This is a genomic window from Cytobacillus pseudoceanisediminis (assembly GCF_023516215.1).
Lineage (GTDB): Bacteria > Bacillota > Bacilli > Bacillales > Cytobacillaceae > Cytobacillus > Cytobacillus pseudoceanisediminis.
The window spans coordinates 5,311,571-5,338,162 of the sequence record NZ_CP097349.1 but is presented as its reverse complement, the minus strand read 5'-3'; the positions used below and the strand labels follow the sequence as shown (position 1 = coordinate 5,338,162).

General features: G+C 42.0%; 23 protein-coding genes and 6 pseudogenes. 2 read left to right on the top strand and 27 right to left on the bottom strand.

Annotation, left to right across the window (positions count from 1 at the left end; translation table 11 throughout):
- Positions 1–132: 132 nt before the first annotated feature.
- Positions 133–339 carry a YrzA family protein gene (locus tag M5V91_RS28320; RefSeq protein WP_009333050.1) on the top strand — a complete coding sequence of 69 codons (207 nt, stop codon included), beginning with the start codon at positions 133–135 and terminating at the stop codon, positions 337–339.
- 28 nt (positions 340–367) lie between these two features.
- On the opposite strand, the gene M5V91_RS30780 is transcribed toward M5V91_RS28320, so the two are convergent.
- From M5V91_RS30780 to M5V91_RS28195, 25 genes and pseudogenes are all read right to left on the bottom strand, one after another.
- Positions 368–658 (bottom strand): YrrS family protein, encoded by a 291-nt coding sequence (locus M5V91_RS30780; RefSeq protein WP_369426011.1) that lies wholly within the window; start codon positions 656–658, stop codon positions 368–370.
- Positions 659–1,398: 740 nt separating this feature from the next.
- Positions 1,399–3,190, bottom strand: a pseudogene (locus tag M5V91_RS28310) (peptidoglycan D,D-transpeptidase FtsI family protein).
- A 56-nt stretch (positions 3,191–3,246) separates the two neighbouring features.
- Positions 3,247–3,723 (bottom strand): transcription elongation factor GreA, encoded by a 477-nt coding sequence (gene greA, locus M5V91_RS28305; protein ID WP_009333053.1) that lies wholly within the window; start codon positions 3,721–3,723, stop codon positions 3,247–3,249.
- 229 nt (positions 3,724–3,952) lie between these two features.
- Complete coding sequence (gene udk, locus M5V91_RS28300; protein WP_009333054.1) at positions 3,953–4,588, bottom strand: uridine kinase; 636 nt, start codon at positions 4,586–4,588, stop codon at positions 3,953–3,955.
- A 3-nt stretch (positions 4,589–4,591) separates the two neighbouring features.
- Entirely contained in the window at positions 4,592–5,860 is a 1,269-nt protein-coding gene (locus M5V91_RS28295) for a peptidase U32 family protein (RefSeq protein WP_009333055.1), read from the bottom strand.
- Positions 5,861–5,898: 38 nt separating this feature from the next.
- Positions 5,899–6,828, bottom strand: coding sequence for a peptidase U32 family protein (locus M5V91_RS28290; RefSeq protein WP_009333056.1), 930 nt, complete (start codon positions 6,826–6,828; stop codon positions 5,899–5,901).
- A 5-nt stretch (positions 6,829–6,833) separates the two neighbouring features.
- A complete protein-coding gene (locus M5V91_RS28285) occupies positions 6,834–7,469 on the bottom strand; it encodes an O-methyltransferase (protein WP_009333057.1) in 636 nt (211 codons plus the stop codon).
- A gap of 537 nt (positions 7,470–8,006) precedes the next feature.
- On the bottom strand, positions 8,007–9,140 hold the full coding sequence (gene mltG, locus M5V91_RS28280) for an endolytic transglycosylase MltG (protein ID WP_019382891.1): 1,134 nt from the start codon (positions 9,138–9,140) through the stop codon (positions 8,007–8,009).
- 298 nt (positions 9,141–9,438) lie between these two features.
- Positions 9,439–9,723, bottom strand: a complete 285-nt coding sequence (locus M5V91_RS28275) for a DUF1292 domain-containing protein (RefSeq protein ID WP_009333059.1) — start codon at positions 9,721–9,723, stop codon at positions 9,439–9,441.
- 14 nt (positions 9,724–9,737) lie between these two features.
- Positions 9,738–10,154 (bottom strand): Holliday junction resolvase RuvX, encoded by a 417-nt coding sequence (gene ruvX / locus M5V91_RS28270; RefSeq protein WP_026041800.1) that lies wholly within the window; start codon positions 10,152–10,154, stop codon positions 9,738–9,740.
- Positions 10,155–10,156: 2 nt separating this feature from the next.
- The gene (locus M5V91_RS28265; RefSeq protein WP_009333061.1) at positions 10,157–10,423 is read right to left on the bottom strand and encodes an IreB family regulatory phosphoprotein; all 267 of its coding nucleotides are present in this window, start codon (positions 10,421–10,423) and stop codon (positions 10,157–10,159) included.
- Entirely contained in the window at positions 10,420–10,623 is a 204-nt protein-coding gene (locus M5V91_RS28260) for a hypothetical protein (protein ID WP_019382892.1), read from the bottom strand. Before M5V91_RS28260 ends, M5V91_RS28265 begins: the two co-directional genes overlap by 4 nt.
- Positions 10,624–10,665: 42 nt before the next feature.
- On the bottom strand, positions 10,666–13,299 hold the full coding sequence (gene alaS / locus M5V91_RS28255) for an alanine--tRNA ligase (protein ID WP_251175129.1): 2,634 nt from the start codon (positions 13,297–13,299) through the stop codon (positions 10,666–10,668).
- A 383-nt stretch (positions 13,300–13,682) separates the two neighbouring features.
- A complete protein-coding gene (locus M5V91_RS28250; protein ID WP_284521639.1) occupies positions 13,683–14,678 on the bottom strand; it encodes an AI-2E family transporter in 996 nt (331 codons plus the stop codon).
- Positions 14,581–15,060 carry a YrzQ family protein gene (locus M5V91_RS28245; RefSeq protein ID WP_284521638.1) on the bottom strand — a complete coding sequence of 160 codons (480 nt, stop codon included), beginning with the start codon at positions 15,058–15,060 and terminating at the stop codon, positions 14,581–14,583. Before M5V91_RS28245 ends, M5V91_RS28250 begins: the two co-directional genes overlap by 98 nt.
- 24 nt (positions 15,061–15,084) lie before the next feature.
- Positions 15,085–15,275: pseudogene (locus M5V91_RS28240) on the bottom strand (YrzR-like zinc ribbon domain).
- Positions 15,276–15,290: 15 nt separating this feature from the next.
- Entirely contained in the window at positions 15,291–15,761 is a 471-nt protein-coding gene (locus M5V91_RS28235; protein ID WP_009333065.1) for a PRC-barrel domain-containing protein, read from the bottom strand.
- Between the two features lie 101 nt (positions 15,762–15,862).
- A complete protein-coding gene (locus M5V91_RS28230; RefSeq protein WP_009333066.1) occupies positions 15,863–16,015 on the bottom strand; it encodes a hypothetical protein in 153 nt (50 codons plus the stop codon).
- 37 nt (positions 16,016–16,052) lie between these two features.
- A complete protein-coding gene (locus M5V91_RS28225) occupies positions 16,053–16,214 on the bottom strand; it encodes a hypothetical protein (RefSeq protein ID WP_019382896.1) in 162 nt (53 codons plus the stop codon).
- Positions 16,215–16,276: 62 nt separating this feature from the next.
- Entirely contained in the window at positions 16,277–18,703 is a 2,427-nt protein-coding gene (gene recD2, locus M5V91_RS28220) for an SF1B family DNA helicase RecD2 (RefSeq protein ID WP_071156914.1), read from the bottom strand.
- Between the two features lie 24 nt (positions 18,704–18,727).
- A pseudogene (locus M5V91_RS28215) lies at positions 18,728–19,392 on the bottom strand (tetratricopeptide repeat protein).
- Between the two features lie 115 nt (positions 19,393–19,507).
- Positions 19,508–20,623: a tRNA 2-thiouridine(34) synthase MnmA gene (mnmA, locus tag M5V91_RS28210; RefSeq protein WP_019382899.1), complete on the bottom strand. Its 1,116-nt coding sequence runs from the start codon at positions 20,621–20,623 to the stop codon at positions 19,508–19,510.
- A 56-nt stretch (positions 20,624–20,679) separates the two neighbouring features.
- The gene (locus M5V91_RS28205; RefSeq protein WP_009333071.1) at positions 20,680–21,822 is read right to left on the bottom strand and encodes a cysteine desulfurase family protein; all 1,143 of its coding nucleotides are present in this window, start codon (positions 21,820–21,822) and stop codon (positions 20,680–20,682) included.
- Between the two features lie 68 nt (positions 21,823–21,890).
- On the bottom strand, positions 21,891–22,310 hold the full coding sequence (cymR, locus tag M5V91_RS28200; RefSeq protein ID WP_009333072.1) for a cysteine metabolism transcriptional regulator CymR: 420 nt from the start codon (positions 22,308–22,310) through the stop codon (positions 21,891–21,893).
- Positions 22,310–22,995, bottom strand: a pseudogene (locus tag M5V91_RS28195) (YczE/YyaS/YitT family protein). Before M5V91_RS28195 ends, cymR begins: the two are co-directional and overlap by 1 nt.
- A gap of 254 nt (positions 22,996–23,249) precedes the next feature.
- Here M5V91_RS28195 and M5V91_RS28190 point away from each other — a divergent pair.
- A pseudogene (locus tag M5V91_RS28190) lies at positions 23,250–24,514 on the top strand (replication-associated recombination protein A).
- A gap of 44 nt (positions 24,515–24,558) precedes the next feature.
- Here the strand turns inward: M5V91_RS28190 and M5V91_RS28185 are convergent.
- On the bottom strand, positions 24,559–25,518 hold the full coding sequence (locus M5V91_RS28185; RefSeq protein ID WP_019382903.1) for an ABC transporter permease: 960 nt from the start codon (positions 25,516–25,518) through the stop codon (positions 24,559–24,561).
- Positions 25,496–26,436, bottom strand: a pseudogene (locus tag M5V91_RS28180) (ABC transporter ATP-binding protein). Before M5V91_RS28180 ends, M5V91_RS28185 begins: the two are co-directional and overlap by 23 nt.
- Between the last annotated feature and the right edge of the window lie 156 nt (positions 26,437–26,592).

The following is a 26,592-nucleotide window of genomic DNA, read 5'->3' as shown; positions in this document are numbered from 1 at the left end:
TCATAGACGGGATGTTTGCCATATTCGATAATCTATCCATACAGCCACCTATCCAGAATTGAAAGTTGCCAGACTTAAATGCACCCCATAAAATAAATAGTGAAAACAGTATGGAAGGGAAGGGGAATCACAATGAATTTTCAGTTTGATTTGATAGAAGATAAGGTTGAGTTCTTTGAGGCTCTTGCTTTAAAAGATCTTGAAAAGAAGATAAATGCACAAATTGAGCATAATAAAGCAATTCTTTTAACCGTCCATCACGTTTCCCATCAAATGCATCTCGATGAGAATGGGAGAACGTATTACTCGGCAGTGGTGCACTTTAAGGCAAAAAAATAAGGACGCCGCTGGCGTCCTTATTACCTAATTAATTTATTGCATTTAAAACTTCCACTTTGGATGGCTTCCAGCCTTCTCCGTCAACCCAGTCAATATATACTCGGTACTTTTCGCTTTGATCTTTTGTGGAAATTGTCCCAACAGAGCTGTTTGGCCCATTATTGCCAAGGAACCAAACAGTCATATTGCCCTGTTCGATACCTGTAGCATATGAAATGGCACTGAGCATTTCCTGCCAATCCACATGATTTTGATCGTAGACAGCAGTATGTTCTCCGGACTGAGATGTGCCGACTGGTTTCCATGCTGGATTTTCAATCGTTTTTTCAACATCAGGCCCGCTTCCGCCTTCTGTTACGACTTGTTCTTTATCTTCCTCAGACTCATCTTCAGCTTCATTCTCTTCAGCCTCTTTTTCTTCTTTATCAGATTCTTTATCTGCTTTCTCTTTGTCTTTACTCTTATCCTGCTCTATGTCATTGTCCTGGTCTTCCTGGCTGCTCTCATTTTGTTTCGATTCAGATGCTGTCTGTTCATCAGCAGGAACTGCCTGGTCATTATTTCCGCCGAGGAATATTTTGGCTGATACAACAATAATTAGGACGATAACAAATGCAATAAGACTATTTAAAATGATATTGGTTTTTTTTCTTTTTCCCGTTTTCCAAAACGGGATTCTCTGCTATTCCCTTTCAAGGCTTTCTCCTCCCAAATCTGTCAAGATTACAATAAATATCTAAAGGTGCTGTTTGATACACTAATATAATATATTTTTACTTATAAATCAGTCCGTTAATTTCCGCTACAGGCCGCAGCGAACCCGCGGGGAGTGCTGCGAGCTTCCCGCAGGAGTAAAGCGCCCTCCGCTCCAATCAACTCAGTGCATATGCATAAAATCTACATACGTTGATAGAATCAATATTAAAACCTAAACAGCGGCTGTCAACATTCTAACATGGAAACAGGTTATCTTAAAAGAAATAACCTATGGACTCTGGTACTGCCAGCAGTTATATGGACGACGGCAGCATGAGGAAAGTTACACTATACCATATTTGTTTAAGAGTCTGCAGAGCCAGATGGAGGATTTTCTTCATTATGATTATTGTTATAGATTTCTTTCACAATATCAGAAAAAGCGGATTTACTCCTCCTGTGTCTTCAGTAACTTCCAGGTTTACAGCTACAAGGGCATATTTTGGGTTTTTATAAGGAAAATAACCCGCAAACCATTTATTGTGAAGCTGTTGCCCATCTGCCATAATACCTGTTTCTGCAGTGCCCGATTTGCCTGCAACCTCGTATGGAAGTTCTTTAAACCAGCGGCCGGTCCCTTCTTCATTTAATACTACTTCCCTAAGCAGCCTTTGAAGCTTCATAGCGGTAAAAGGGGCAATTTTATCTCCCTCCAGCTTCTGCTCCTTGAATTCTATAAGAGATGTACTGTTTTTATATTCTATTTTAGAAGCAACCCGGACCATTTCTTTATCTCCTCCTCTTGCTATAGTTGCCATCATGTTGGCAACAGCAAGTGGAGTGGCTCTCACTTCATGCTGTCCGATTCCTGTCAAGCCTGCAAAATTACTGTCTTTTTTTGCATCTTCTGACAGAAACACTCGTCCTTTTTCTTCGTCGTGAAGCTGTTTGAAATCATTAAAATGATAAATATCCCCCTGCCAGCTCACAGGACCCATTAATGAAAGTTTATCTGCATACTCCTCAAGGAGATCCGGGTTAATATCTTTTAGCTCCTTAGCAATGGAAGCAAATGTATTATTGCAGCTTCTGGCAAAGCTATCATTAAAATTCAGCATCCCATGCTGGTATTTAAGATCAGGCTCCCCATTTATTTTCCTGCTGCAGTCAAATTGCCTTTTCGGATCGTCCAGACCTTGATCAATTGCCGCAGCTGCCACCACTGTTTTAAAAACTGATCCCATAATTTGCTGTTTAATCATATGATTTACTGTTCCGCTGCTTTCTTCATCAAAAGGATTATCTTTGTTAATGGATGGACGTGACACCATAGCCAAAACTGAATTAGTCTCTATATCAAGGAGGACAACTCCCCTTTTTTAATCCCATGCTGATCAGCCAATTTTTCGGTCATCATCTGCAAATCGTAGTCCAAGGTTGTTTTAATATTGACCGGATAAAAGGGATTTGCCGGCTCAACATATTTTACATCAATCCCAAACAGCGGGCCGCCTGTCCCGTCCACATGATAAACAAGTTTTGATGCTCCTTCAGGAAGCAGAAACTCATCAAAACTTTTCTCCATGCCGGTAATGCCGATCATTGTGTCAGAAGACAGATCTTTGTTCGGATATCTTTCATTTAAAACGTTCTGATTTTGTCCAGTAATTCCAATAAGCTGGGCTGCAGGTTTTTCGGAACGGCTGTATTTCTTCTCAACAGCAAAGACACCCGGAATTTTCAATGCATTGATGTCCTCCATCTGCTCGAATGACAGCTGAACTGGCTCTGGGGTTCCAAAAGCAAAAGGCTCCTTTGCATTCTCAACTGAATATCGCAAGGAATACTCCGAAGCACCTGTAATCTTAGATATCTTATTTATATCCCATTCCATTCTTGCAAGGAAGGGGAATAATATAAGAACAGATTTATTTTCAAATGTCATTGGGTTTCCGCTGCGATCCAGGAAATTCCCTCTTCCTGCATCAATAATCATTTCCTGGGAACGCTGGCGGACACTCGATTCCAATAAATTAATTTCTCTGTCTGTAAAATGCTCTGTTGAAACAAGCTGCAGCTGTATCAGTCTGCCCATAAGAAAACCAAGGACCATGAAACTAACGATTAGCCAGCCTACTGCTCTTTTTCTCCACATAAAAAACACCTCGTCAAAAGTCTTGACGAGGTTTTCTGATTTCAAACCAGCTATTCTTATTTAATGGAAACAATACGTACGTTCATTTCTCCACCCGGAGTCTGAACAGTCACTTCATCTCCAACTGTACGGCCAATCAGGCTTTTGGCAATTGGCGAATCATTTGAGATTTTCCCTTCAAAAGGATCCGCCTCAGCACTTCCCACGATAGTGTAAGTTTCTTCGTCTCCATCTGGAAGCTCTACGAAAGTAACGGAACGGCCAAGTCCCACAATATCTCCTGCCATTTCTTCTTCTTGGATGATCTTTGCATTGCGGATCATATTTTCAAGAGTGGTAATCCTGCCTTCAACAAATGCCTGCTCTTCTTTCGCTGAATCATATTCTGAGTTCTCGGAAAGATCCCCGAAGCTTCTTGCGATTTTTATACGTTCAACCACTTCTTTGCGTTTAACCGATTTTAAATATTCAAGTTCCTGCTCAAGTTTTTCTTTACCTGCTTGTGTCATTGGGAAAACCTTTTCTGTAGCCAAAACCTTCACTCCTTCGAATTACACATCTTTAAAAGGATGTGTTCTATAATGTATGTACTTCTTTTTATCATATTTTTAGGAAAATGAACAGGAGCGCGTCCTTTGTTAAAGGGCGCGCAGATCATCTTTTTATGTTCACTGGCTCTGATAATTTTAAAATGCTGATCGCAAGCAACATAGCCATTCGGTAAAAGGATAAGTCCTATTGAACATTTTCAATGCTATTGTTTCATAAAAATGACTTTTGTTCAAGAATTGTTTGAATTTTTGTGACCATTAAATCGATGGCAACATAATTATGCCCGCCTTCAGGAATAATGATGTCAGCATATCTTTTGGTCGGCTCTATAAATTGATTATGCATCGGCCGTACCACATTTACATATTGTTCTATAACTGAATCCATGGTGCGTCCCCGTTCTTTTATATCCCTGAATAAGCGGCGGATAATACGCAGGTCGGCATCCGTATCTACATATAATTTCATGTCCATCAGATTACGGAGCCTCTCATCCTCAAGGATCAGAATGCCTTCTAAAATGATGACATCCTTTGGTTCGACTTCAATTACCTCTTCGGACCTTGTATGCATGGCATAATCATATACAGGCTTGTTAATCGGTTCATATCTCAGCAGGTTTTCAATATGTTCAATTAGCAGGTCGTTATCAAATGCAAGCGGATGGTCATAATTCGTTTTCAATCTTTCTTCAAAAGGCAGATGAGTCTGATCCTTATAATAATAGTCCTGTTCGATCATAAGGATTGAATGCCCTTTGAAACGATCATAGATCGCTTTGGTTACGCTCGTTTTTCCTGAGCCGGAACCGCCGGCCACCCCAATTACAACGGGTTTGCGTTTCATTGATTAGAGCTCCTTTCGCATCATGTTGTTAGGGTATACCGGCTTATCAACCTTAAATTGAACAATTTGAAGCGGATGGCGCGCTGCATCCAGCTCATTGCCTTTTTCATCCCATATTTTATCGATGACTTGTGTAAAATTGTCAATTTCCGGACCAAAGAATTCCACTTCTTCTCCAGGCTGAAATTTGTTTCTCTGCTGAAGGGTAACAACCTGTGTATCCGGATTGTATTCCAGTACAAGCCCAACGAAATCGATATTCGTCTTTTTGCTATGATTTCCAAACATTTGCTCTTTATACCCAGGAACCCCTTCAAAGAAAGCGGGAGCTGTTTCGCGATTAGCACATTTATCGAGCTCTACAAGCCATTCCTGCTTAATCTTGAAGTTATCTGGATCTGCACAATAGGCATCAATCACTTTACGGTACACGCTGACTACTGTTGCAATGTAATGAATGGATTTCATGCGTCCTTCTATTTTTAAGCTGTCGATTCCCAGTTCAATCATACGGGGAATTGATTCAATCAGCTTAAGATCTTTCGGACTCATGGCAAAAGGAGCATCTCCTTCGCTGTATAAAGGAACTTCATTCTCGCCTTCAAGCTGGTATAAATCATAATCCCAGCGGCAGGATTGACAGCAGCCGCCTCTGTTGGAATCACGGGCTGTCATATGATTGCTGAGTGTACAGCGTCCGGAGTAAGCAATGCACATAGCCCCGTGGATGAAGGTTTCAATTTCAATGTCTACCTTCTCCTTCATTTCTTTGATTTCCTCCGCACTTGTTTCACGCGCAAGGACGACACGCTCCAATCCTTCTTCTTTCCAGAACTCCACTGCTTTCCAGTTAGACAGGGACTGCTGCGTGCTTAAATGGACTTCTATCTCAGGTGCAACACGGCGGCAGGTTTCAATGATAAGCGGATCTGCTACAATGATTCCAGCTACTCCTGCTTCTTTAAGACCCAGCAAATACTCCTCAAGACCATCAATATTTTCGTTATGCGCGAAAATATTGGTTGTAACATAAATCTTAGCTCCGTATTTTTTGGCGAATTCCACGCCCTCTTTCATTTCTTCAAAAGTGAAGTTGCCTGCGTTCGAACGAAGGCCATATTCCTGTCCGCCAATAAACACGGCGTCTGCACCATAGTGGACGGCAATCTTCAGCTTTTCAAGGTTTCCTGCCGGAGCAAGCAATTCAGGCTTCTTTACAATAACCCTTTTGCCGTTGACAATTTCGGAAATTTTCTCTTTTACCGCTGCCATAAAGCTTCCTCCTCTTTCTTTTTAATATAGTCAAATAATCAGTAGACGGTTTCTTTAAAGAAGAATCCTGTATCAAGCTTACGGTTTGCTGGCTGAATTTCTTCAATTTCAGCGAGTAGATCCTCTTTTATTTCATCGTATTGGTCCGGGTCTTCAACACATAGATCTATAGCTTTTCTGTAGAGCTTAGTGACTTCGATAATATATTCAGGACTTTTTAATACCCCGTCAATTTTAAATGAATCAACGCCAGCTTCAATCATTTCCTGCAGTTCATCAATAATGCAGATGTCATTAGGGCTCATGATATGGGTGCCATTTTCATCTTCAAAGATCGGGTATTTGTTTTCCCGTTCCTTATCGTGAAGGAACATGTTTTTTTCCTGTTTGCGGTTTTCAACTTCCAGAGCTTTTCCCTGGTATTCATAATAATTGCCAAGCAGGGAGCGCTTAGATTGGAACATTGCAGTCATGCCATGAACCTGCACTTCAATTTCCACTTCAGCATTTTCTTTTATTTCAATGATGGCATCCATATTAATCTCTCTTGCCAGGACTGCGCGTTTAGCACCTTTTCTGCCCCAGTAATTGCATGTATACCAGTTTGTTGCAGTAGTTTCAGTATTCCAATGAAGTTTCATATCAGGTGCAGCCGAGCGGGCTGCCATCAATACAGCAGGATCCCCAAAGATGATAGCATCTGCATTTATTTCTTTTAAGAAACTGATATAGCCCTCGAGTTCAGGCACTTTATCATTATGAAATAAAGCATTCATCGCTACATACACTTTTTTCCCATGCTCGTGGGCAATTTCCACCGTTTTTTGCACATCTTCCCTTGTAAATTCTCCTGCAAGCCTCAGTCCAAAACGCTGTTCACCTACAACAAAGGCATCTGCACCAGCTGACACAAGCTGCTCGATATCTTCAACTCTTGCGGGTGTTACTAAGAGTTCAGGTTTTTTCATTATGATCACCTCTTTTTACTAATTGCCACGCCATCCCCAACAGGCAAAATAACTGTGTGGTATTCAGGATGACTCATTAACCATTTATTAAAAACATCAATTTTTTTAACCAGATTCCGGATACGTTTATTTTCTATATCAGGTTCGCACACAAGACCTTTAAAAAGAACATTGTCTGTAATGATTACGCCATCAGAAGAGAGATAGCGGGAATATAATTCAAAAAAACGCTGATATTGTCCCTTTGCTGCATCGATAAATATAGCATCATAGGGTCCATGTTTTTTGACATCCTCCTCAACTTCCAGAGCATCTCCCTTTATAATAAGGATTTGCTCCTTTTTCCGGGCTTCATCTATATATTGCTCGGCAAGCTGATAACGTTCAACATCGCGTTCAATTGTTACAATTTTCGCTTCAGGAACTGCAAATGCCATTCTGAGAGCAGAATAGCCAATTGCTGTGCCTACTTCCAAAATCGTTTTAGGCCTTTGGATGCGCAAAAGCTGAAGCATTGCCTCGATCCCTGCCAGTTCCATGATCGGTACATTATGTTCCCTGGCGAATTGCTCCATTTTGTCCAGTAACTGGGGTCTTTCAGGTATTATTTCCTCTATATATGCATGCAGCTTATCGTTCATCAAGCTGGCATCACCTCGTTCAGACGGAATTTTATTGTCAAGCTGCGGCTCCCAGGGACTCACAGGTCTCAGCCGCTTTTCTATTTAGACATGAAAAAATAGCGTTCACAGATAGGATGTGAAAATGCGCTATGCGGCATTCCGGCTTAGGTGAGCCTGTATCCATGCTTGTCCGTGATTTACGCTATTGCAAAGCTATATCGCAGTCTAACGGACAATAAGACCCCACTCCAAGACTGAATGAAAATCAAAGAAGTATATGTGAGGTCAAACTGTCCTTAAAGGTACGAAAGAAGAACAAAGACTAAGAACGCCACGTCCTTCCAAAAGCTGCGCTTTCGGTCGTGCGATGTATCGCTGCCGTAGCTTTCCTTGTCCAGTGGCAATGTCTTTGTGACCCACATCCTGTGGGCCTCAACTAACAATTAGCGGGGATAAGGCCCCCACTAATTGAAGTTTCACTGTAATAAAACACCTGATCTATTTTACCATAATTAAAAGGGGAATGCTATATCTGCACATTCCCCTTTTTGCTGTTCAATTATTTGTTATATGCTGTGCTTTCTTTTGATTATGCTCATCCAGAGTTTTTGAGAAAAGCACTTCTCCTGTAGAGGTAGCCAGGAAATACAGGTAATCTGTCTCTGCAGGCACCAATGCTGCTTCAATCGATGAAACGCCGGCATTGGCAATTGGTCCTGGCGTCAGTCCAGGATACTTATAAGTGTTGTATGGCGAGTCGATCTCCAGGTCTTTATATAGGACCCTTGATTTATGCTCTCCATGTGCATACAGGACAGTTGGATCTGTCTGAAGCGGCATTCCTGTGTCTATCCGATTGTAGAAAACACTGGCAATCTGATCACGGTCTACTTTCGCCGTTGCTTCTTCCTCAATGAGCGATGCCATTGTCAATAATTTGTGCGGGGTGTATTCCCGCTGCTCCATGTCACCTCTATATTCATTAATAACTGATGCCGTTTTATCAAGCATAACTTTGACAATTTCCTCTATAGTCGGATCTTCTTTGTAAAAAGGATAGGTTGCCGGAAATAAGTATCCTTCAAGGGGATACTTAATATTTTGTGCAAGGATTTCCTTTGTCAGCAATTTAGGATATTCTGCCATTAACGACTCAATAAACGCTTTATCATTGAGTTTCTTTAAAACGTCTTCAGGTTTTTTATCAGTCTTTTCGGCAATAATTCCTGCAATTTGCTCAAGCTGTTTTCCCTCAGGAATGGTGATCTTGAAAGCCATTTCTTCCATAACTTTACCTGTTTTCAAGCTATCCAGGATTTCCTTCATATTCATGGAAGGCTTTAATTCATATTCTCCTGCCATGAATCCAGCTTCATTTTTAAATTTCACATAATATTTAAATACACGTGCATCCCTGATGATTCCATTTTCTTCAAGAACAGTGCCGATTCCTGTAACAGATGAACCGATTGGTATTTCTACTTTCTTTGGCTTATCATTGTCGGGATCAACAGGCTTTAAAGCTGAATTAATATAAAAATATCCGCCGCCAATCACTGCAGCAGCTGAGATTAATAATATGATTGCAACAATCATTACAATTTTCCGGACTACTTTCGCTTCCCCTTGGCGCTCAATCATTTTTTCGCGCATTATTTCTTTTTTCCCTTTTTTATCGTCTGCCGACATCACATATCCCCTCCGTTCCAAAGACGTTGGCTTCTTTTGCAAAAGACAGGCTAAATCATGATGTTATCCTGTAAATTAACCAGTATGCTTGCTTGCCAACAGGCCTAAGAATAATTCCTGATACATCTCGGCTTATTATACTATATTTTCTTTTGGAAGTCGCAGGATATTACAAAAACCAAAAAGATTCGCCAATTTTTTCCACATTTTTCACTCCTGATTTTATTAATTATGGTCCATCTGAACTAATATCAGAAATCCAGAGAAAATAAAAAAACTGGCCCGGGGGCCAGTTTTATTAATCTTCCTGCTCATCAAGGAATGTGTTAAGCATTTCTTCAATTAAATCCCATTCCTCTTCTGTTTCGATTGGCTGCAGTTCGCCGTCCTTGCTGTCTTCGCTTGGGCTGAATGCCGATGCATGAATTTCAATTTCTTCATCATCATTTTCATCTGCCCCCACTGGGTAGTACAGGACATATGATTTGCCGAATTCTTCGGAATCGAACGTGAACAATACTTCGCAAAGCTGCTCGTTGCCTTCCTCGTCAATTACAGTAATGTTGTTATCTCCATGGTTCATTTCTGTTCACCTCATTAAATTTGGCTATTTAAAAAGCCTTGTAAAATCATGACGGCTGCCATTTTATCAATGACCTTTTTCCGTTTCTTGCGGCTGACATCCGCTTCAAGCAAAACTCTTTCAGCTGCCATTGTAGAGAGACGTTCGTCCCATAATACGACTGGAAGACCAAATAGCTTTTCCAGCTCTGAAGCATAGAACTGGCTTGCTTCTCCGCGGGGGCCAATGGTTCCATTCATATTTTTAGGCAAGCCGACAACAATTTTACTGACTTCATGCTCTTTTATTATTTCACTAATTCTTTCAAAACCAAACTCTTTTTCTTCCTCGCTGATTTTGATGGTTTCCAAGCCCTGCGCTGTCCATCCAAACGCATCACTTAGAGCGACGCCGACTGTCTTAGAGCCGACATCCAGTCCCATAGTCCGCATGTTTACCCCTCACGCTGCTGTTTTAAGTATGATTTAACCAATTCTTCGATGATCTCATCCCGTTCAAGTTTACGGATGATATTGCGGGCATCCTTATGGCGGGGAATGTAAGCTGGATCCCCGGACAGCAGATAACCGACAATTTGGTTAATAGGGTTATACCCTTTTTCCTGGAGGGCCCCATAAACTTGAAAAAGAACTTCATTCACATCTTGTTCGATTGGTTCCTCAGGAAAATTGAACCTCATTGTTTTATCAAATGAGCTCATATCTTACACCTCGCTTTTCTGTATGAAGGATGAGGATAGCTTAAATGTGCCGGAACTGAAATCCGGTGAACAGCCAGCTTGTCCTGCTCTTCATAACGGTTTGGCCTGCCGCCTGAATATACAGAGCGATCAATAAATGATCTTGTTCGTGACAGGAAAACATGGTGAAGAACAAGCTGTTTCTTCCTGATGATGAACAATTTCTCTTGGTTACCTTCATTTTACACTACTTCTCAGGGATATCAAACGGATTTAACCCATTCTTCCACAAATTGCAGAGCACTTTCAAGTTTTTCCGGGTCTTTTCCGCCAGCCTGGGCCATGTCCGGACGGCCGCCTCCTCCGCCGCCGCATTTTGCAGCGACTTCTTTGACCGCTTTGCCCGCATGGAAACCTTTTTTGATAAGGTCATCTGTTACCCCAGCTATAATATTCACTTTACCCTCATTTACACTGCCTAATACAACAACTCCAGATCCGAGCTTTTGTTTTAAATCGTCGGCCATATTGCGCAGGTTATTCATGTCTGACGCCTGGACCTTCTCAGCAAGAACAGTAATGCCGTTGATTTCTTTCGCCTTTGATACCAGGCTCCCTGCTTCAATATTGCCCAATTTCGCAGCTAAAGATTCGTTTTCTCGCTGCAGCTGCTTCATTTCTCCAAGCAGCACATCAATTCTTGAAGATAAATCTTTTGGATTGGTTTTTAATTTGCCTGAAGCTTCTTTTAAAACATGAATCTGGTCGTTCATCAGCTTGTATGCAGCCTCGCCGGTTACAGCTTCAATTCTGCGAGTTCCTGCCCCAATTCCGCTTTCCGATTGAATCTTAAACAATCCGATCGAAGAAGTGTTCGGAACATGGCACCCGCCGCAAAGCTCAAGACTATAATCTCCAACCTGAACAACACGGACGATTTTTCCATATTTCTCTCCAAATAGTGCCATAGCCCCCATTGCCTTTGCCTCGTCAATATCTTTGAAATTGATATCAACATCAAGGCTTTCCCAAATTTGTTCGTTGACAATAGCCTCAATCTTCTCCAGTTCTTCAGAGGTAATTTGACCGAAATGAGAGAAGTCAAAGCGCAGGCGATCAGGACCTACCAGAGATCCAGCCTGGTTGACATGGCTTCCCAATACATCTTTTAAAGCCTGATGAAGCAAGTGAGTTGCTGTGTGATTCTTGATTACCTTAGAACGTATTTGCTCATCTACCGAAGCCAATACAGATTCTTCAGCCTTCAGGGTCCCTTCTTCAATGACAGCTCTATGAAGGTTTTGTCCATTTGGCGCTTTTTGAACATCCTTAATGGAAACCTTTAAACCCTCTGCTTTAAGAGTTCCCTGGTCCGCAATCTGTCCGCCGCTCTCTGCGTAAAATGGTGTTTCATTCAGAATCAGCTGGACTTCTTCACCAGCATGGGCTTCATCAATTAGCTGCCCGTCTTTTACGATGGCTGCTACTTTAGCTGCTGTCTGAAGCTTATCATATCCAACAAATTCGCTTTCAATTTTCAGCTCACCTAATACGCCGCCTTGGACCTGCATGGAATCTACATCCTGGCGCGCTGAACGTGCACGCTCACGCTGACCTTCCATTTCCTTTTCAAACCCGGCATGATCCACTTTCATTCCTTCTTCTTCCGCATATTCCTCAGTTAATTCTACGGGGAATCCATACGTATCATAAAGTCGGAAGACATCTGCCCCCTGAATCGTAACACTGCCTTTTTCCTTTTCTTTCTTAATTACAGATGACAGGATGGCCAGACCTTCATGAAGTGTTTCATGGAAACGTTCTTCTTCATTTTTGATGACTTTTTGAATAAATTCTGTTTTTTCTTTTACTTCCGGATAGAAGTCATGCATTATTTCCCCTACTACCGGCACCAAATCATACATGAATGGCTCATTTATATTGATTTGCTTGGCATATCTGACTGCACGGCGAAGCAATCTTCTCAAAACATAACCCCGTCCTTCATTGGAAGGCAGTGCACCATCCCCCACTGCGAATGCTACTGTGCGGATATGATCAGCAATAACTTTAAATGCAACATCGGTTTCTTTAGAAGCTCCATATTTCTTGCCCGAGATTTCTTCTGTTCCTCGGATAATCGGCATAAATAAATCTGTATCAAAGTTTGTAGGCACATTTTGTACGACAGATGCCATCCGTTCAAGACCCATACCGGTATCAATATTTTTCTTTGGAAGAGGCGTATAGGTGCCATCCGGATTATGATTGAATTCAGAAAACACAAGGTTCCAAACTTCTAAATAGCGATCATTTTCACCGCCTGGGTATAGTTCAGGATCTTCCGGGTCATTTCCATATTCGGGTCCGCGATCATAGAAAATTTCTGTATTTGGGCCGCTTGGGCCTTCTCCAATATCCCAGAAGTTTCCTTCGAGGCGGATAATTCTTTCTTCCGGAACCCCCACTTTTTCCCGCCAGATTTTAAAAGCTTCGTCATCTTCGGGATGAATCGTAACAGATAGCTTTTCATCTTCAAACCCAATCCAATTTTTATCAGTCAAAAACTCCCAGGCCCAAATGATGGCTTCTTCTTTAAAGTAATCACCAATTGAGAAATTGCCAAGCATTTCAAAAAATGTATGGTGCCTTGCTGTTTTGCCTACATTTTCGATATCGTTGGTGCGGATGGATTTTTGGGCATTTGTAATCCTTGGATTCTCTGGGATGACACGGCCGTCAAAATATTTTTTTAGAGTGGCAACACCACTATTAATCCAAAGCAGAGAAGGGTCTTCGTGCGGAACTAGGGAAGCGCTGGGTTCAACAGCGTGTCCTTTCTCCTTGAAGAAGTCTAAAAACATTCGGCGTATTTCTGCACCTGATAATTGTTTCATACTAACCAGCCTCCTAAAATTATGTAAAAGCTTTTAAAAACAACAAAAAAAGCCCTCATCCCTGGACAGGGACGAGAGCTTGCTCGCGGTACCACCCTGATTATGGAAGTTTATGAACCAATGACCAGACCTTTATCCAGTTCATTAGGAAATCTCCCATCTCTCAGATCCTTAACGCGGATAAACGGCAGGGATTAGCTGCACTCGGGATTAGCTTTCTGTTATCCTTCATCTAGGAGTTCTTTCAGCCTGGGAACTCCCTCTCTTATGTGAATGCAATAGTAGCATTTCACGCAGATGGCCTATAACATACTTATTCCTTCAACATGTTTAATATAGCTTTATAGACGAATTATAGCGATTTATCTTTATTGTTGTCAACATCATGATGATGTTCCAGTGATTTTTGGCTGTTTATTTTTTGAAAAGTGTTTTTTCGCATGTATGATGCTTACTTTAATGACAGCTAAAATTGGAACTGCAATGATTAATCCCAATATCCCTGCTGCTTCCCCGCCAGCCAGCAAGGCCAGCATAATAAGAAGCGGATGCATATGAAGGCTTTTTCCAACAATGAGGGGTGATAGGATATTCCCCTCAAGAAACTGAAGAACAATAATGATGCCAATCGTAATCACGATCATCTTGACCGATAAAGCAGAGGCAATGATTACAGCCGGTACCGCTCCAATAATTGGGCCAAAATAAGGGATTACATTAGTGACCCCTATAATAGTGCCAAGCAAAAGAGGGTAGCGCATATCAAAGATCCAGAAAAGCAGAGAAGAAATGGCCCCGATGGCCGCACATACCAAAAGCTGTCCTCTAATATAGCTTCCCAGGGACTTATCTACATCTCTTAAGAATAAGACGCCTTCCTTTCTCCATTTCCTTGGCGTCAAATACCAGGCAGCCTTTTTCATAATCGAAAAATCTTTAAGCAGATAAAAAGAAATGAAGGGAATAACAGCGATAATCACAGCATAATTCAATACATTAAGAAAAAATGTGATTACCTTTGATAAAAGATTATTCAACCGTTTCTCCACCGCTGCAATGAAATCATCTATCCTGGTTTGCAGGCCATCAGGCCATGTTGATGTTTTACTCTGAATAAGGTTTATCCATCCCCGGTACTGATTGGCAAATTGAGGAGCATTTTCCGCAAGATCACGCAATTGGTGAATAAAAGCCGGAATCCCTTTATATAAAGCAAGGCTGATTCCTCCGAAAAATAAAAAATATATAATAAAAACGGCAAGCCCCCTATGAAGGCCAGTTTCATGCAATTTCTCCACAATCGGGTGAAGGAGATATGTAATAAATGCTCCAATAACAAACGGTATGAATACCGCAAATAAGATTTCCAGTACAGGCATCCATAATGCCTGAAGCTTTAGGAAGACTAAAATCACAATAAACAAGAGAAGCAGAAATCCAAGCCGGTAGTACCATTTCATTTGAATATTCAATATGGCCCGCCTCCTTGTTTTTATTGTGATAGGTTCCTGGGGATTTATACATGTGCTTAATAAGATAAGCGCAAGACATTTGTACATGAGAGGAAATCAGCCATTCCATTACACAAAAAAGCTGGCCCTTTTTAAGAACCAGCCCCAAAATCATTTTTAGAATAAAGCTTTCGTTATTTTTTTGCATGCGTTTCATTTTTCGGCCTGATATCATATTATTTTTTTGGGCGTAATTATAAGCCGCCATACCTGCACCAAGCATCATTGCAGAGGTTAATATTTTGTTCAATCTGCTCACCTCTTTCGTCCAAAATTACGAAAGATACCTGCGCTCATCTTCTTCAAATAAATCATCAAGGGAGCTAAGTGTACCATCTTCCTCTACCTGATGGGTATTAATAACCCCTTGGCCAAGGAAAGTTCTATAAAGCAATTCCAGCAGTAATATTGGTTAATTCCAATTTTTCCAATATCTTTGCTCTGGCAATTTGGACATTTCAGCACGGAAAAGACACCTCACTATTTTACATTTACAATTATGGCGTCTTTTCCTATTGCAGGCGGGTCATCGGTTTTTATGACACGTTTTCCTTCCAGCACATCTGAAAAGAAGCCATCCGACAGTTCGTACCCTACAATCGTGCCCAATTCTTCCCTGAAGTATACATCCTCAAGTAAGCCCAGCCGTTCACCTTCCTGGCTCATAATCATTTTGCCTGTTAACCGGTTATGGGTCTCACATGTATAATCCTCATGTTTTGGAATTGCTTGCAGAACAGAGGAATCTTCAATCATTACTCCATCCCAGCCAAAAGATGTTACGTCCTCAATATTGATGATATATGTCTTTTTCAGAAGAGCGCCCTTTCGCAGCAGTAATCCCTGTACTTTACCGGTGCCTGTGATGGATAAATCACAAATATCGCCTGCTTTATTGCCGGTTTTCAATTCAAAAACCGGCAAACCCTTTAATAAAGAAAATGTCCGCAAAGAGAATCCCGCCTTCCCGAACATTTTTAGTTTTCACTGTCCCTTAAAAAACATGACGAAAAACCTTTGCCATGGGAGCCAAAACATTTTTTCTTTCCCTTTTACTTGCCAGTATATCTCGGCTTATTAAAGCGCTCATTACGCTCTCCACCATCCGAAAGTTCCTCTGAAAATTCATAATCCGGCTGCTGCGGCTTTTTACGCCGTTTCACACCATGGAGATTGAGAAGAGAGGTTCTGCTTTTATTATTCATGTTCACTGCTCCTATATATAAATTTATAATCAAACGACTACACAGTGCTTCTATTGCCAGGATTATTTATTTCCCCTTTGGCTGAATCTTTCTTAGTATCCCCTTTAACCAGGTCAGCGCTGGAGGTTAGATTGGAGGCTGACAGCTCTTCTGAAGCCATATTGTTGTTTGGTGCAGCTTCTTCATTCCACTTTCCCATGAAATCCCCCTCGAAATCTGATGGTATACAAAAAGAACAGTCTGTTATTAAGACTGTTCTTTTTAGCTATATTCTTTTTCCATAAAATCATACGGTGTTATATTTCCCATTCCTATCATTGGATCGGCTTGGAGAAGCCTTTCTTCAAGGGTTAAGGTTTCAGGCAGGGATAACTCTGCTGTATCTTCCTGTATTGTTTCACCATTTAATGGAATGGCATCTCTAAGCTTTTCTGAAAGAGTTGTCAGTCGGGCCTGTTCATCCGCACGTTCCACACCGATTTTCAACGCATCTTCTTCACCGCACAGTATCAAAAACTGTCTGCTGCGGGTAATGGCGGTATAAAGAAGATTTCTCCTAAGCATCCTGTAATAGCTTTTAACAATTGGCAAAATGACGATAGGGAATTCACTTCCCTGGGATTTATGGACTGAACAGCAGTAGGCATGTGTGATCTGATTAAGATCCTGCCTTGTATAAGTAGCTTCTGCACCATCGAAGGATACGACAATCATATCCTGTTTTTCCGTATTTTCCTTTGCGTAAAAAATAGAAACAATCTCACCCATATCCCCATTAAACACATTATTCTCAGGCTGATTGACAAGCTGAAGGACTTTATCGCCGATTCTGTATTTCACATCACCGAAGGACAGCTCTTTTCTCGTTCCATCAGGATTTGGATTTAGTATTTCCTGCAATATTTCGTTTAGCCTGTCAATTCCTGCAGGTCCGCGGTACATAGGGGCAAGCACCTGAATATCTTTTGAAGAATAACCTTTCTTCTTGGCATTCAGAACAACTTTTTCAACAACATCCGCAATTTGGCCCGGCTGGCATTTGATAAAGGAACGATCTGTCTGCTGTGCAGAAATGTTCGCCGGAAGTTTGCCTTTTTTCATTTCATGAGCCAATTCAATGATTGAGGATCCTTCAGCCTGCCTGTATATATCTGTTAAACGAACGGTAGGAATACGTTCTGAACGCAAAAGATCTTTTAAAACCTGGCCTGGCCCCACTGAGGGCAGCTGATCTTCATCCCCCACAAGGATCACCTGCATATTTTCAGGGAGAGCCTTGAAAAGCTGATTAGCAAGCCAAACATCAACCATTGATGTCTCATCTACAATTAAAATCCTGCCTTCCAATGGACTCTCTTCATGCCGGTCAAACCCTTCGGTCCCATTCCAGCCAAGCAGGCGGTGAATGGTTACCGCAGGCAGCCCTGTTGACTCGGCCATCCGTTTTGCAGCCCTTCCTGTAGGCGCAGCCAGCAGGAAGGGAAAAGGCTCTTCCTTTTTATAGTCTTTTGGCTCCAGGGAGCAGCCATGCAGTTCGGCATATAACTCAACAATTCCTTTAATAACGGTTGTTTTTCCTGTACCAGGGCCGCCAGTCAGTATCAGCATAGGAGACATAAGAGCTGTTTGAATGGCTTCTTTTTGGGTCGGGGCGTACTGAACACCCAGACGTTCCTCCAGATTGCCAAGGGCCAAAAGAAATTCCGACTCCGGAAACTGTTCATCATATTGTGTTTGCTTAAGGATCCGTTTAATATTGGTTACAAGTCCCTTTTCAGAAAAGTAAAGGGATGGAAGGTATATTTTTTGGCCTTCAGCCATGATTTTCCCTTCCTCTTCAAGCTTAATCAGTTCATTGGATATATCCCTGTATTCAATGCTATCACGCTTATTTTCTTCTAAAAGCTTCTTCACACTTTGCAGAAGAGGTTTTGCTTCAGTATAAACATGGCCTGCCTGCATGCTTTCCATTTCAAGTATGTAGAGGCAGGCTGCTTTAATACGATCAGGATGATTACCTGATATGCCGATTTGATATCCCAGTTCATCTGCACGGCCAAAGCCGACTCCTTCTATATCCTCAACCAGCTTATACGGATTGCTTTGGACGACTTCAATCGTCATTTCTTTATATACTTGATAAATTCTCATGGAAAGCTGCGGACCAAAACCATATTGATTTAGCGCAATCATGGCTTGCTCAAGGCCTTGATGTTCCATAAGCGTGTCGTAAAGCAATTTTGCTTTTTCAGGTGACAGTTTTGGAACCTTATCGAGAAGAGACGGCTGATTCAGAATGCGTGTAATCGCATCTTCGCCAAGTGTTTCAACGATTTGCTCGGCGGTTTTCTTTCCAATCCCTTTAAATAATTCGCTTGATAAATAATTGGCTACACCTTGTTTGGTCTGGGGAAGATCTTTCCGGTAATGGCTTGCGTGGAATTGGACACCGAACTTAGGGTGATCCTTGAATTCACCGTAGAAAATATACGTTTCCTGCTCATGCATCTTTGGCAGATAACCTGTAATGACCGCTTCTTTTTCATCATAAGAGTCATTCGTTTCATCAACCCGGATTCGCACAACCGTATATAAGTTTTGCTCATTATGAAAGATTGTGACAAGATGTCTGCCTTTTATGAACTTTCCCTGTTCGGCAAAAAGATCCATGGAATCCTGTTTCTCCATTTCCTTATCCTCCCCATAATACATTTAGCTCAAGTCACTGCCGCCTTTTTCAATCAGCTTTTTTCCATACCCGGCAAGCATATGGTCCGGCTGAATTTCCAGTGCCCTATTAAAGTAAGAGAGTGCTTCATTTTCCTGTTCTTTAAATCCATAAGCTACTCCAAGGTTGTAATAGGCATCTGCATGCTCCGGCTCAATTTCAATGCACTTTTTCATCTGCTGGATTGCTTCATCAATATAATCGAGCTGCGCAAGGCATAATCCATATTGAAAATGTGCTTCGGCATCGTTTTCATTCAGCTCCACACTGCGCTGCAAATAAGGCAAAGCCAGTTTACCCTGGTCAAGTGCTGTTAGGGACATACCGAGCATGAAGAAGTTATCTCCAGTTTCCAGGCCTTTTTCAATGCTGTTTCAAACATCTTTTTGGCTTCGTCAAAATGCTGCAATTCATAATATAAGTTTCCCGCACTGTAATACGCAGCTGCCGCGTTTTCATCAAGTCCTATTGCTTTTTCATACAACTTCAGCGCTTTTTCGTTTTCCCCTACAGCTGATAGCACATTTCCAAAGTTAATATAGGAAACAGGATCAGAAGGATTTTCTTCAATTGCTTCCATAAAAACCTTCGCTGCTTCTTCCCATTTTCCTTCTTGCATATATTGAATACCCATTTGGTTCTTATCCATTATTCATCACTCCATTCAAATCAAAGTATAGCATATTTGAATTTTCATTTTCCGCTGCCCGCTATTTCCATAATAAAACCCCGATTCTATGTAAGAATCGGGGGCCCGTCTTTTCTTAACCCACATAATCCAGCTGTTTGCCATCTTTGAATATTTTATCAATTGTTCCGCCGCCAAGACACTCGTCTCCATTATAAAAAACAACAGCCTGCCCCGGGGTAACAGCTCGGATTGGCTCGTCAAAAATAACTTGTACTTTTCCATCTCCAAGAATCTGAACCTTTACTCTGCTATCAGCCTGGCGGTATCTGAACTTAGCCGTACATTCAAATTCCTGCGGCTGTTCTGAATCGGTAACCCAGCTTGCATTAACAGCAATAATGGAGTCTGAATAGAGCATTTCATTGTGGAAGCCTTGTCCAACATACAAGACATTCCGCTTCAGGTCTTTACCGATTGCAAACCATGGTTCACCTGCTCCGCCAATGCCAAGTCCATGTCGCTGCCCAATGGTATAATACATCAGACCATCATGCTTGCCGACAATCTTTCCGTCCATGGTTTCCATGTTCCCTGGCTGAGCGGGAAGGTAATTTCCAAGGAACTCCTTGAAGTTGCGTTCACCAATAAAACAGATGCCCGTGCTGTCTTTCTTTGCTGCAGTTGCCAAACCGGCATCCTTTGCCAGTTCTCTCACTTTTGATTTTTCAATGTCGCCAATAGGAAACATAACTTTTTCGAGTTGATCCTGTGTTAACTGATTCAGGAAATACGTTTGATCCTTATTATCATCAAGGCCTCTTAGCATTTTGTATTCGCCATCCCTGAATTCCACGCGTGCATAGTGGCCAGTAGCCAGGTAGTCTGCGCCAAGGCTCATAGCGTGTTCAAGGAAAGCCTTAAATTTTATTTCCTTATTGCACATGACATCAGGATTGGGTGTTCGTCCTGCCTTGTATTCTTCAAGGAAGTAGGTAAACACTTTATCCCAATATTGCTTTTCAAAGTTTACTGCATAATAAGGAATTCCGATTTGGTTGCATACCCGGATGACATCATTGTAATCCTCTGTGGCGGTACAAACACCGTTCTCGTCGGTGTCATCCCAGTTTTTCATAAAAATCCCGATCACATCGTACCCCTGTTCCTTCAGAAGAAGGGCTGCAACAGAAGAATCAACGCCTCCGGACATTCCGACCACTACGCGGGTATCCTTTGGATCTTTTTTCATCTCTATTTCACCTCAATTCTAAACGCTTAGACTTGCACTTTTTTCAAATATCCTATCTATTTAGCCAGCCGCTTCACGATTTTAGCAGTCTGTTCTGCAGCACTTTCAGCTTGTTCCTTTGTATTAAAGAGGCCGAAGCTGAAACGGATGGAATTTTGCAGTTTGTCTGATCCTTTTCCAAACATACTGACAAGGACGTGGGATGGATCGATGGAGCCTGCAGTACAGGCCGATCCGCTTGATGCTGCTATTCCAGCCAAATCAAGATTAACTAGCATGGCTTCAACATTTGTTCCGGGAAAGCTTAAGTTTAAAACATGAGGCAGGGAATAATCAAGTGATCCGTTCAGTTCAAAAACAGCACCTTCCTGCTTCAGTTTATTCATGAACAGCTTCCTTAAAGAATGCAGCTCTTCCCGCTTAGTTTCCATCTCCTTCTGAGTGATCCGAACAGCCTCCTCGAAGCCTGCAATAGATGGAACATTTTCAGTTCCTGCCCTGCGCTTCCTTTCTTGTTCACCGCCAAAAAGCCGTGAAGAAAGTTTCACATCAGGATGGGCGTATAAAAAGCCGATCCCTTTTGGGCCATTAATTTTATGGGCGGAGACGGAAAGCAAATCCACTTTCAAGTCCTGCACATCAATTTTTTCAAGCCCGTAAGCCTGAACAGCATCGGTATGGAATTTAGCAGGATGCTCCGCCAATAACTCGCCTATTTCCTTAATCGGCTGAAGGGTCCCTATTTCATTATTTCCGTACATAATGGTTACAAGAATGGTATCCTCCCGCAAAGCATCTTCTACTTCCTTTACCGAAACACGCCCATTTGGATCAACAGGCAAATACGTTACCTCAAAGCCCTGTTTTTCAAGCTCCTCACACGCATGCAAAACCGCATGATGTTCAATTTGGGTTGTGATGATGTGTTTGCCCCTATCGCGGCAGGATTCAGCTGTTCCAAAAATCGCATGATTATCAGCTTCTGTACCGCCGCTTGTAAAAATAATGTCATTGGCTTTAGCACCAATACTGTTTGCTAAAGCAGACCTTGCTTCATCGACAATATGGCGTGCACTCCGCCCGAAATAATGAATGCTGGAAGGATTTCCATATTCAGATTTCATGACTTCAGTCATCCGTTCAATCACTTCCGGATGCATTGGCGAAGTTGCTGCATGATCAAGGTATATTCTTTCCAATTTATCTCACCTACTTCATTTCGTCCTGCTGCTTGTATTTTCCACATGAATTATTCCCTGATTAAGGACTAAATATAAAACATATAAGCATCTGATTCGCCGGTATCTGTATGGCTGGCAAGATCTTCAAGCGTTGTGTTATCAAGCACATCTTTCACAGCATCACGAATACGCATCCATAGTTCTCTCTTTGCAGGCTCTTCATCTTCAATTCCTTCCACTGGACTGATCGGCCCTTCCAGAACTCTGATGATATCCCCGGCAGTAATTTTTGTAGGCTCTTTCCCTAAAATATATCCGCCGTATGCACCTCGGATGCTTTTAACAAGCCCTGCGTTCCGAAGCGGCGCTATAAGCTGCTCGAGATAGTGCTCAGACAGGTCATTCGTCTGGGCAATCGATTTTAACGAAGTGGGACCCTCCCCATGCTTTTTGGCTAATTCAATCATTATAGTTAACCCATAACGTCCTTTAGTAGATATTTTCATCAGCTTGCACCTCTATCCTTTTCTTTAAGCATTTGATTCGCATAGATATCCTTTTCTCTAAGTTTTGCCAAAAATCGGTCAGTTAAAGCCTGACACTGCGGCAAAGCAGCACCGACAATTGGCCCGACTGCAAGACTTAGCACAATTGTGCCCCAGAATACAGGGCCCCCAAGCTGCCATCCAACAGTCAGTACAGCAATTTCCATTAAAGCTCTGACATTTCTGACTTTCCAGCCGGTTTTTGCTGTTAATGCAATCATCAGGCTATCCCTTGGCCCAGCTCCGAGCTGAGCCGAAATATACAGCCCCATTCCATAGCAATAAACAACTATGCCAAAACCAAACATGGCCAATTTTCCCGCCAGCCCATCAGGGGTCTGCATAAATGGCAAAAGCAGATAAGCGTCAATAAACAGTCCGATTAGGACCATATTCAAGAAAGCACCGACTTGTGGAAGTTCCTTTGAAATAAGGGCTGCAGCAGCTAATATGAATATCCCAACAATAATGGACCAGCTGCCTATCGTCAGGCCCAGCTGGTAGTAGAGTCCTACATGCAGAACATCCCAGGGGTTGCCCCTAAATCAGCTGTAATTAACAAAACAATCCCCAGGCTCATGACAAGCAGCCCTATTAGATAAATCAAAAACCTGGAACCGATTTGCCCTTTATTTTTCAGTATCATGTGCCCCAACGCTCCCCGCAAGACCTGCAAATATATATGAAGTTTAAATCCTTAGTAATATTATAGACTTTTGACATTATAGCATATTTTAGGAGGAAAAGGGGCGGGCCGGGATTGGACTCAGTACAATACCGGCTGTGGCCTAATTGATTTCGCAGCAGGAAATGTTATGGTATCTTAAATAGAAAGCGAAAACTTTGCTGAAAATTGATAGGCAGACTGAAGGCTGCCAGCAAAAGGCTGGAGTGATAACTTTGAACATTAAACCTCTTGCATTCCGGATGAGGCCTAGAACGATTGATGAAATCATTGGCCAGGAGCACCTTGTTTCAGAAGGAAAAATTATCCACCGCATGGTGCAGGCTAAGCAGCTGTCATCGATGATTCTGTACGGCCCCCAGGTATAGGCAAAACTTCGATTGCAAGTGCCATTGCAGGGAGCACCAAATACGCTTTCCGTACTTTAAATGCTGTGACTAACAATAAAAAAGATATGGAAGTGGTAGCGGCAGAGGCCAAAATGTCCGGAAAGGTGATTCTGCTGCTGGATGAAGTCCATAGACTTGATAAAGGCAAACAAGATTTCCTGCTGCCCTATCTTGAAAATGGCAGCATCACTTTAATTGGCGCCACAACCAGCAATCCATATCATGCAATTAACCCGGCTATTAGAAGCCGATGCCAAATTTTCGAACTAAAGCCGCTGTCTGCTGATGATATAAAAAAAGCACTGACAAGGGCTTTACTGGATAAGGAACGAGGCCTTGGCAATAGACAAACTGAAGTTACCGATGATGCACTTACACATCTTGCCACCGCTTCAAATGGTGATGTCAGAAGCTCGCTAAATGCATTGGAATTGGCCGTCCTTTCAACTAAAGAAGATGAAGAAGGAATCATTAAGATTGATTTGTCTGTTGCCGAGGAATGCATTCAGCGCAAAAGCTTTACACACGATAAAGATGGAGATGCCCATTACGATGTCTTATCCGGTTTTCAAAAGTCCATCCGCGGAAGCGATGTAAATGCGGCATTGCACTATTTAGGAAGATTAATTGAAGCAGGCGACCTGCAAAGCATAAGCAGAAGACTTTTGGTTATTGCCTATGAAGATATTGGACTGGCATCGCCGCAAGCCGGAGCCAGAACCCTTGCAGCTATAGAAACAGCTGAAAGGATTGGATTCCCGGAAGCAAGGATTCCGCTTGCAAATGCGGTTATTGAGCTCTGCCTCTCTCCAAAATCCAATTCAGCATACACAGCATTGGATTCCGCAATAGCGGATATCCGCGCAGGCAAAAGCGGTGAAGTCCCTGATCACTTGAAGGACGCCCACTACAAAGGAGCAAAAGAGCTTGGCAGGGGCATCGGATATTTATACCCTCACGATTATGAAACAGGCTGGGTCAAACAGCAGTACTTGCCTGACAGAATTAAAAACAAGGTATATTATCAGCCTAAGAAAACAGGCAAATTCGAACAGGCATTAGCATCTGTCTATGAAAAACTTCTTAAATAGCAAAAGGTCTGGCAGTAATGCCAGACCTTTTGCTATTTGGGCTTTTAAGCAGAAACATCCCTTTTATTAAACACATAAAATGCAAGTACCTGGAAAAGCAGAAAATATATAAATATCATCATGATGGAAAATCCAATCGTCATCCCGTGAACCATTGGCATTCCTTCAAAATATTGAAGGAGGTCTGTATTGGCAAAAAGGCTGTACTTGGCCCAATCATATTTCATTGCAATCAGCCTTGTGACCTGTCCTCCCATAAACATCAGAAACAGGGAAAGTCCTATCGCCAGCGAGCTATTCCTGAAAACAGCTGAAATCATAAAAGCCATGGTTGCAAGCATAAGCATATTAATGGATTTAAGACCATAATAAGCTATCAGATGAAGTCCCATGCTTTGTTCTATCACTGTTCCATTGTAATAATATAAATAAGGAAATGCTTCTGCAGGAAATCCAAAGAGGAGTCCGCCCAGCAGTGCTGAATATCCGAAGAGGACGGCCAGCACCAGCAGACCGAATAAAATCACGGTAATATACTTTGCTCCCAGGATTTTAACTCTTTTAATAGGCCTAATCAAAAGTAGTTTGATGGTTCCCCATGTAAACTCACTCGCCACGATTCCCCCGGCAATAATAATCGTAAACAGGCCGGCAAATTCAATCAGCTGTGAGGTGTCAGATACAAATCCCCAGACAGAGTATTCCTGATTCGGTGAAATATCATTCTTAATTCTGTATTCATTTATGGCAATCTCCCTCTGATACTGTTCCTTCATATCTCTGGGAGCCATTTCCCCCATCTCTTCAAGCTGTTTTTTATAGCTTTCGTTTTGAGTCTGCAGTCCCTTTTTCCATTCCGAATTATCCGGGACTGTCCCTCCGCTTTCCTGATATTTTATAAAGGCGCCTGCAACAGTCGTCATAATTAAAAGAAGTCCGATCATGACGTATGTGCCCGGCCGCCTAAAAATTTTCATCCATTCATTTTGAATCAGTCCGAGCATCACCTGCACCCCCTTTGTACTCTGTTACTTCCAGAAAACGGTCTTCCAATGTTTTGGTCACTTCACGAACGGCAAATATTTTCATATCTTCCTGGACAAACACTTTTATCATTTCAGGTATATCTTCCCGGACAAGCGAAAGTATCACACTAGTTTCTGTAAGCTGTACAGGCAAACCAGGATGTGCCCCTTGTAAAATTCCGTTTGCTTTTCCAGGATCATCCACTTCTACTTCGTAAACTTTTTCTTTCCCCTGTACAAAATCACTGATGTGCTGAACATCAATCAACTTCCCGTTTTGAATAATGCCGATTCTGTCACACATCATTTCCATTTCAGATAGTAAATGGCTGGAAACAATGACAGCCATTTCTCTTTCTCTTGCAAGCATCCTCAGGTGATCCCGAATCTCCCTGATGCCGGCAGGGTCAAGCCCATTCGTAGGTTCATCCAGAATGAGGATTTTGGGATCATGCAAAAGACACTGTGCCAGACCAAGCCTCTGCCTCATGCCTAGCGAGTATGTTCTGACTTTATCATGAATCCGATCCGCCAGTCCTACAAGCTCAACCGTTTCATCAATTTTTTCTCTAGTTATACCTTTTGACATTCGTGCATAATGAACCAGATTTTGATAGCCTGACAAAAACTTATACATCTCAGGATTTTCCACAATGGCTCCAATATGGGAAACCGCCTTTTCAAAATCTGTTTTGATGCTGCTGCCAAGAATTTTAATGTCCCCGGAAGTAATGCCGATCAAGCCCACCAGCATTCGAATAGTGGTGGTCTTCCCCGCACCGTTTGGGCCAAGGAAACCGAATACCTCCCCTTTTTCACCTCAAAGCTGACAGAATCAATAATCGTTCTTCCTTTTATTACTTTTGTAACGTCCTGTATTTCTACAAGAGTATCCATTTAGGCAACCTCCTCCCATCTTTTAAAGTCCGGTTCTTTGCAGACGCCTTTAAAGTCGGGATTATTATTTGACTTACACTATTTTACCTTTCAACAACTGAGAATGGAATATTTTCATCTATTAGGGTGACGATAAGCCTAACAATCGTATTTTCC

What these genes read in the sequence shown, in the direction of transcription:
- alaS (WP_251175129.1), bottom strand. Translation starts at nt 13,299, where the DNA reads ATGAAACAATTATCAGGTGCAGAAATACGCCGAATGTTTTTAGACTTC.
- ruvX (WP_026041800.1), bottom strand. Translation starts at nt 10,154, where the DNA reads ATGCGGACTATGGGACTGGATGTCGGCTCTAAGACAGTCGGCGTCGCT.
- M5V91_RS28295 (WP_009333055.1), bottom strand. Translation starts at nt 5,860, where the DNA reads ATGGCAGCGGTAAAAGAGAAAATTTCCGAAATTGTCAACGGCAAAAGG.
- recD2 (WP_071156914.1), bottom strand. Translation starts at nt 18,703, where the DNA reads ATGGAGAAACAGGATTCCATGGATCTTTTTGCCGAACAGGGAAAGTTC.
- M5V91_RS28285 (WP_009333057.1), bottom strand. Translation starts at nt 7,469, where the DNA reads ATGAACGATAAGCTGCATGCATATATAGAGGAAATAATACCTGAAAGA.
- M5V91_RS28320 (WP_009333050.1), top strand. Translation starts at nt 133, where the DNA reads ATGAATTTTCAGTTTGATTTGATAGAAGATAAGGTTGAGTTCTTTGAG.
- cymR (WP_009333072.1), bottom strand. Translation starts at nt 22,310, where the DNA reads ATGAAAATATCTACTAAAGGACGTTATGGGTTAACTATAATGATTGAA.
- M5V91_RS28225 (WP_019382896.1), bottom strand. Translation starts at nt 16,214, where the DNA reads ATGGGAAAGTGGAATGAAGAAGCTGCACCAAACAACAATATGGCTTCA.
- M5V91_RS28250 (WP_284521639.1), bottom strand. Translation starts at nt 14,678, where the DNA reads ATGCCTGTACTGGAAATCTTATTTGCGGTATTCATACCGTTTGTTATT.
- M5V91_RS28290 (WP_009333056.1), bottom strand. Translation starts at nt 6,828, where the DNA reads ATGAAAAAACCTGAACTCTTAGTAACACCCGCAAGAGTTGAAGATATC.
- M5V91_RS28265 (WP_009333061.1), bottom strand. Translation starts at nt 10,423, where the DNA reads ATGAGCTCATTTGATAAAACAATGAGGTTCAATTTTCCTGAGGAACCA.
- mnmA (WP_019382899.1), bottom strand. Translation starts at nt 20,623, where the DNA reads ATGAAAAAAGATCCAAAGGATACCCGCGTAGTGGTCGGAATGTCCGGA.
- M5V91_RS28275 (WP_009333059.1), bottom strand. Translation starts at nt 9,723, where the DNA reads ATGAACCATGGAGATAACAACATTACTGTAATTGACGAGGAAGGCAAC.
- udk (WP_009333054.1), bottom strand. Translation starts at nt 4,588, where the DNA reads ATGAAACGCAAACCCGTTGTAATTGGGGTGGCCGGCGGTTCCGGCTCA.
- mltG (WP_019382891.1), bottom strand. Translation starts at nt 9,140, where the DNA reads ATGTCGGCAGACGATAAAAAAGGGAAAAAAGAAATAATGCGCGAAAAA.
- M5V91_RS28185 (WP_019382903.1), bottom strand. Translation starts at nt 25,518, where the DNA reads ATGCTCGGACTGATTCAAAATGAATGGATGAAAATTTTTAGGCGGCCG.
- M5V91_RS28230 (WP_009333066.1), bottom strand. Translation starts at nt 16,015, where the DNA reads ATGAATAATAAAAGCAGAACCTCTCTTCTCAATCTCCATGGTGTGAAA.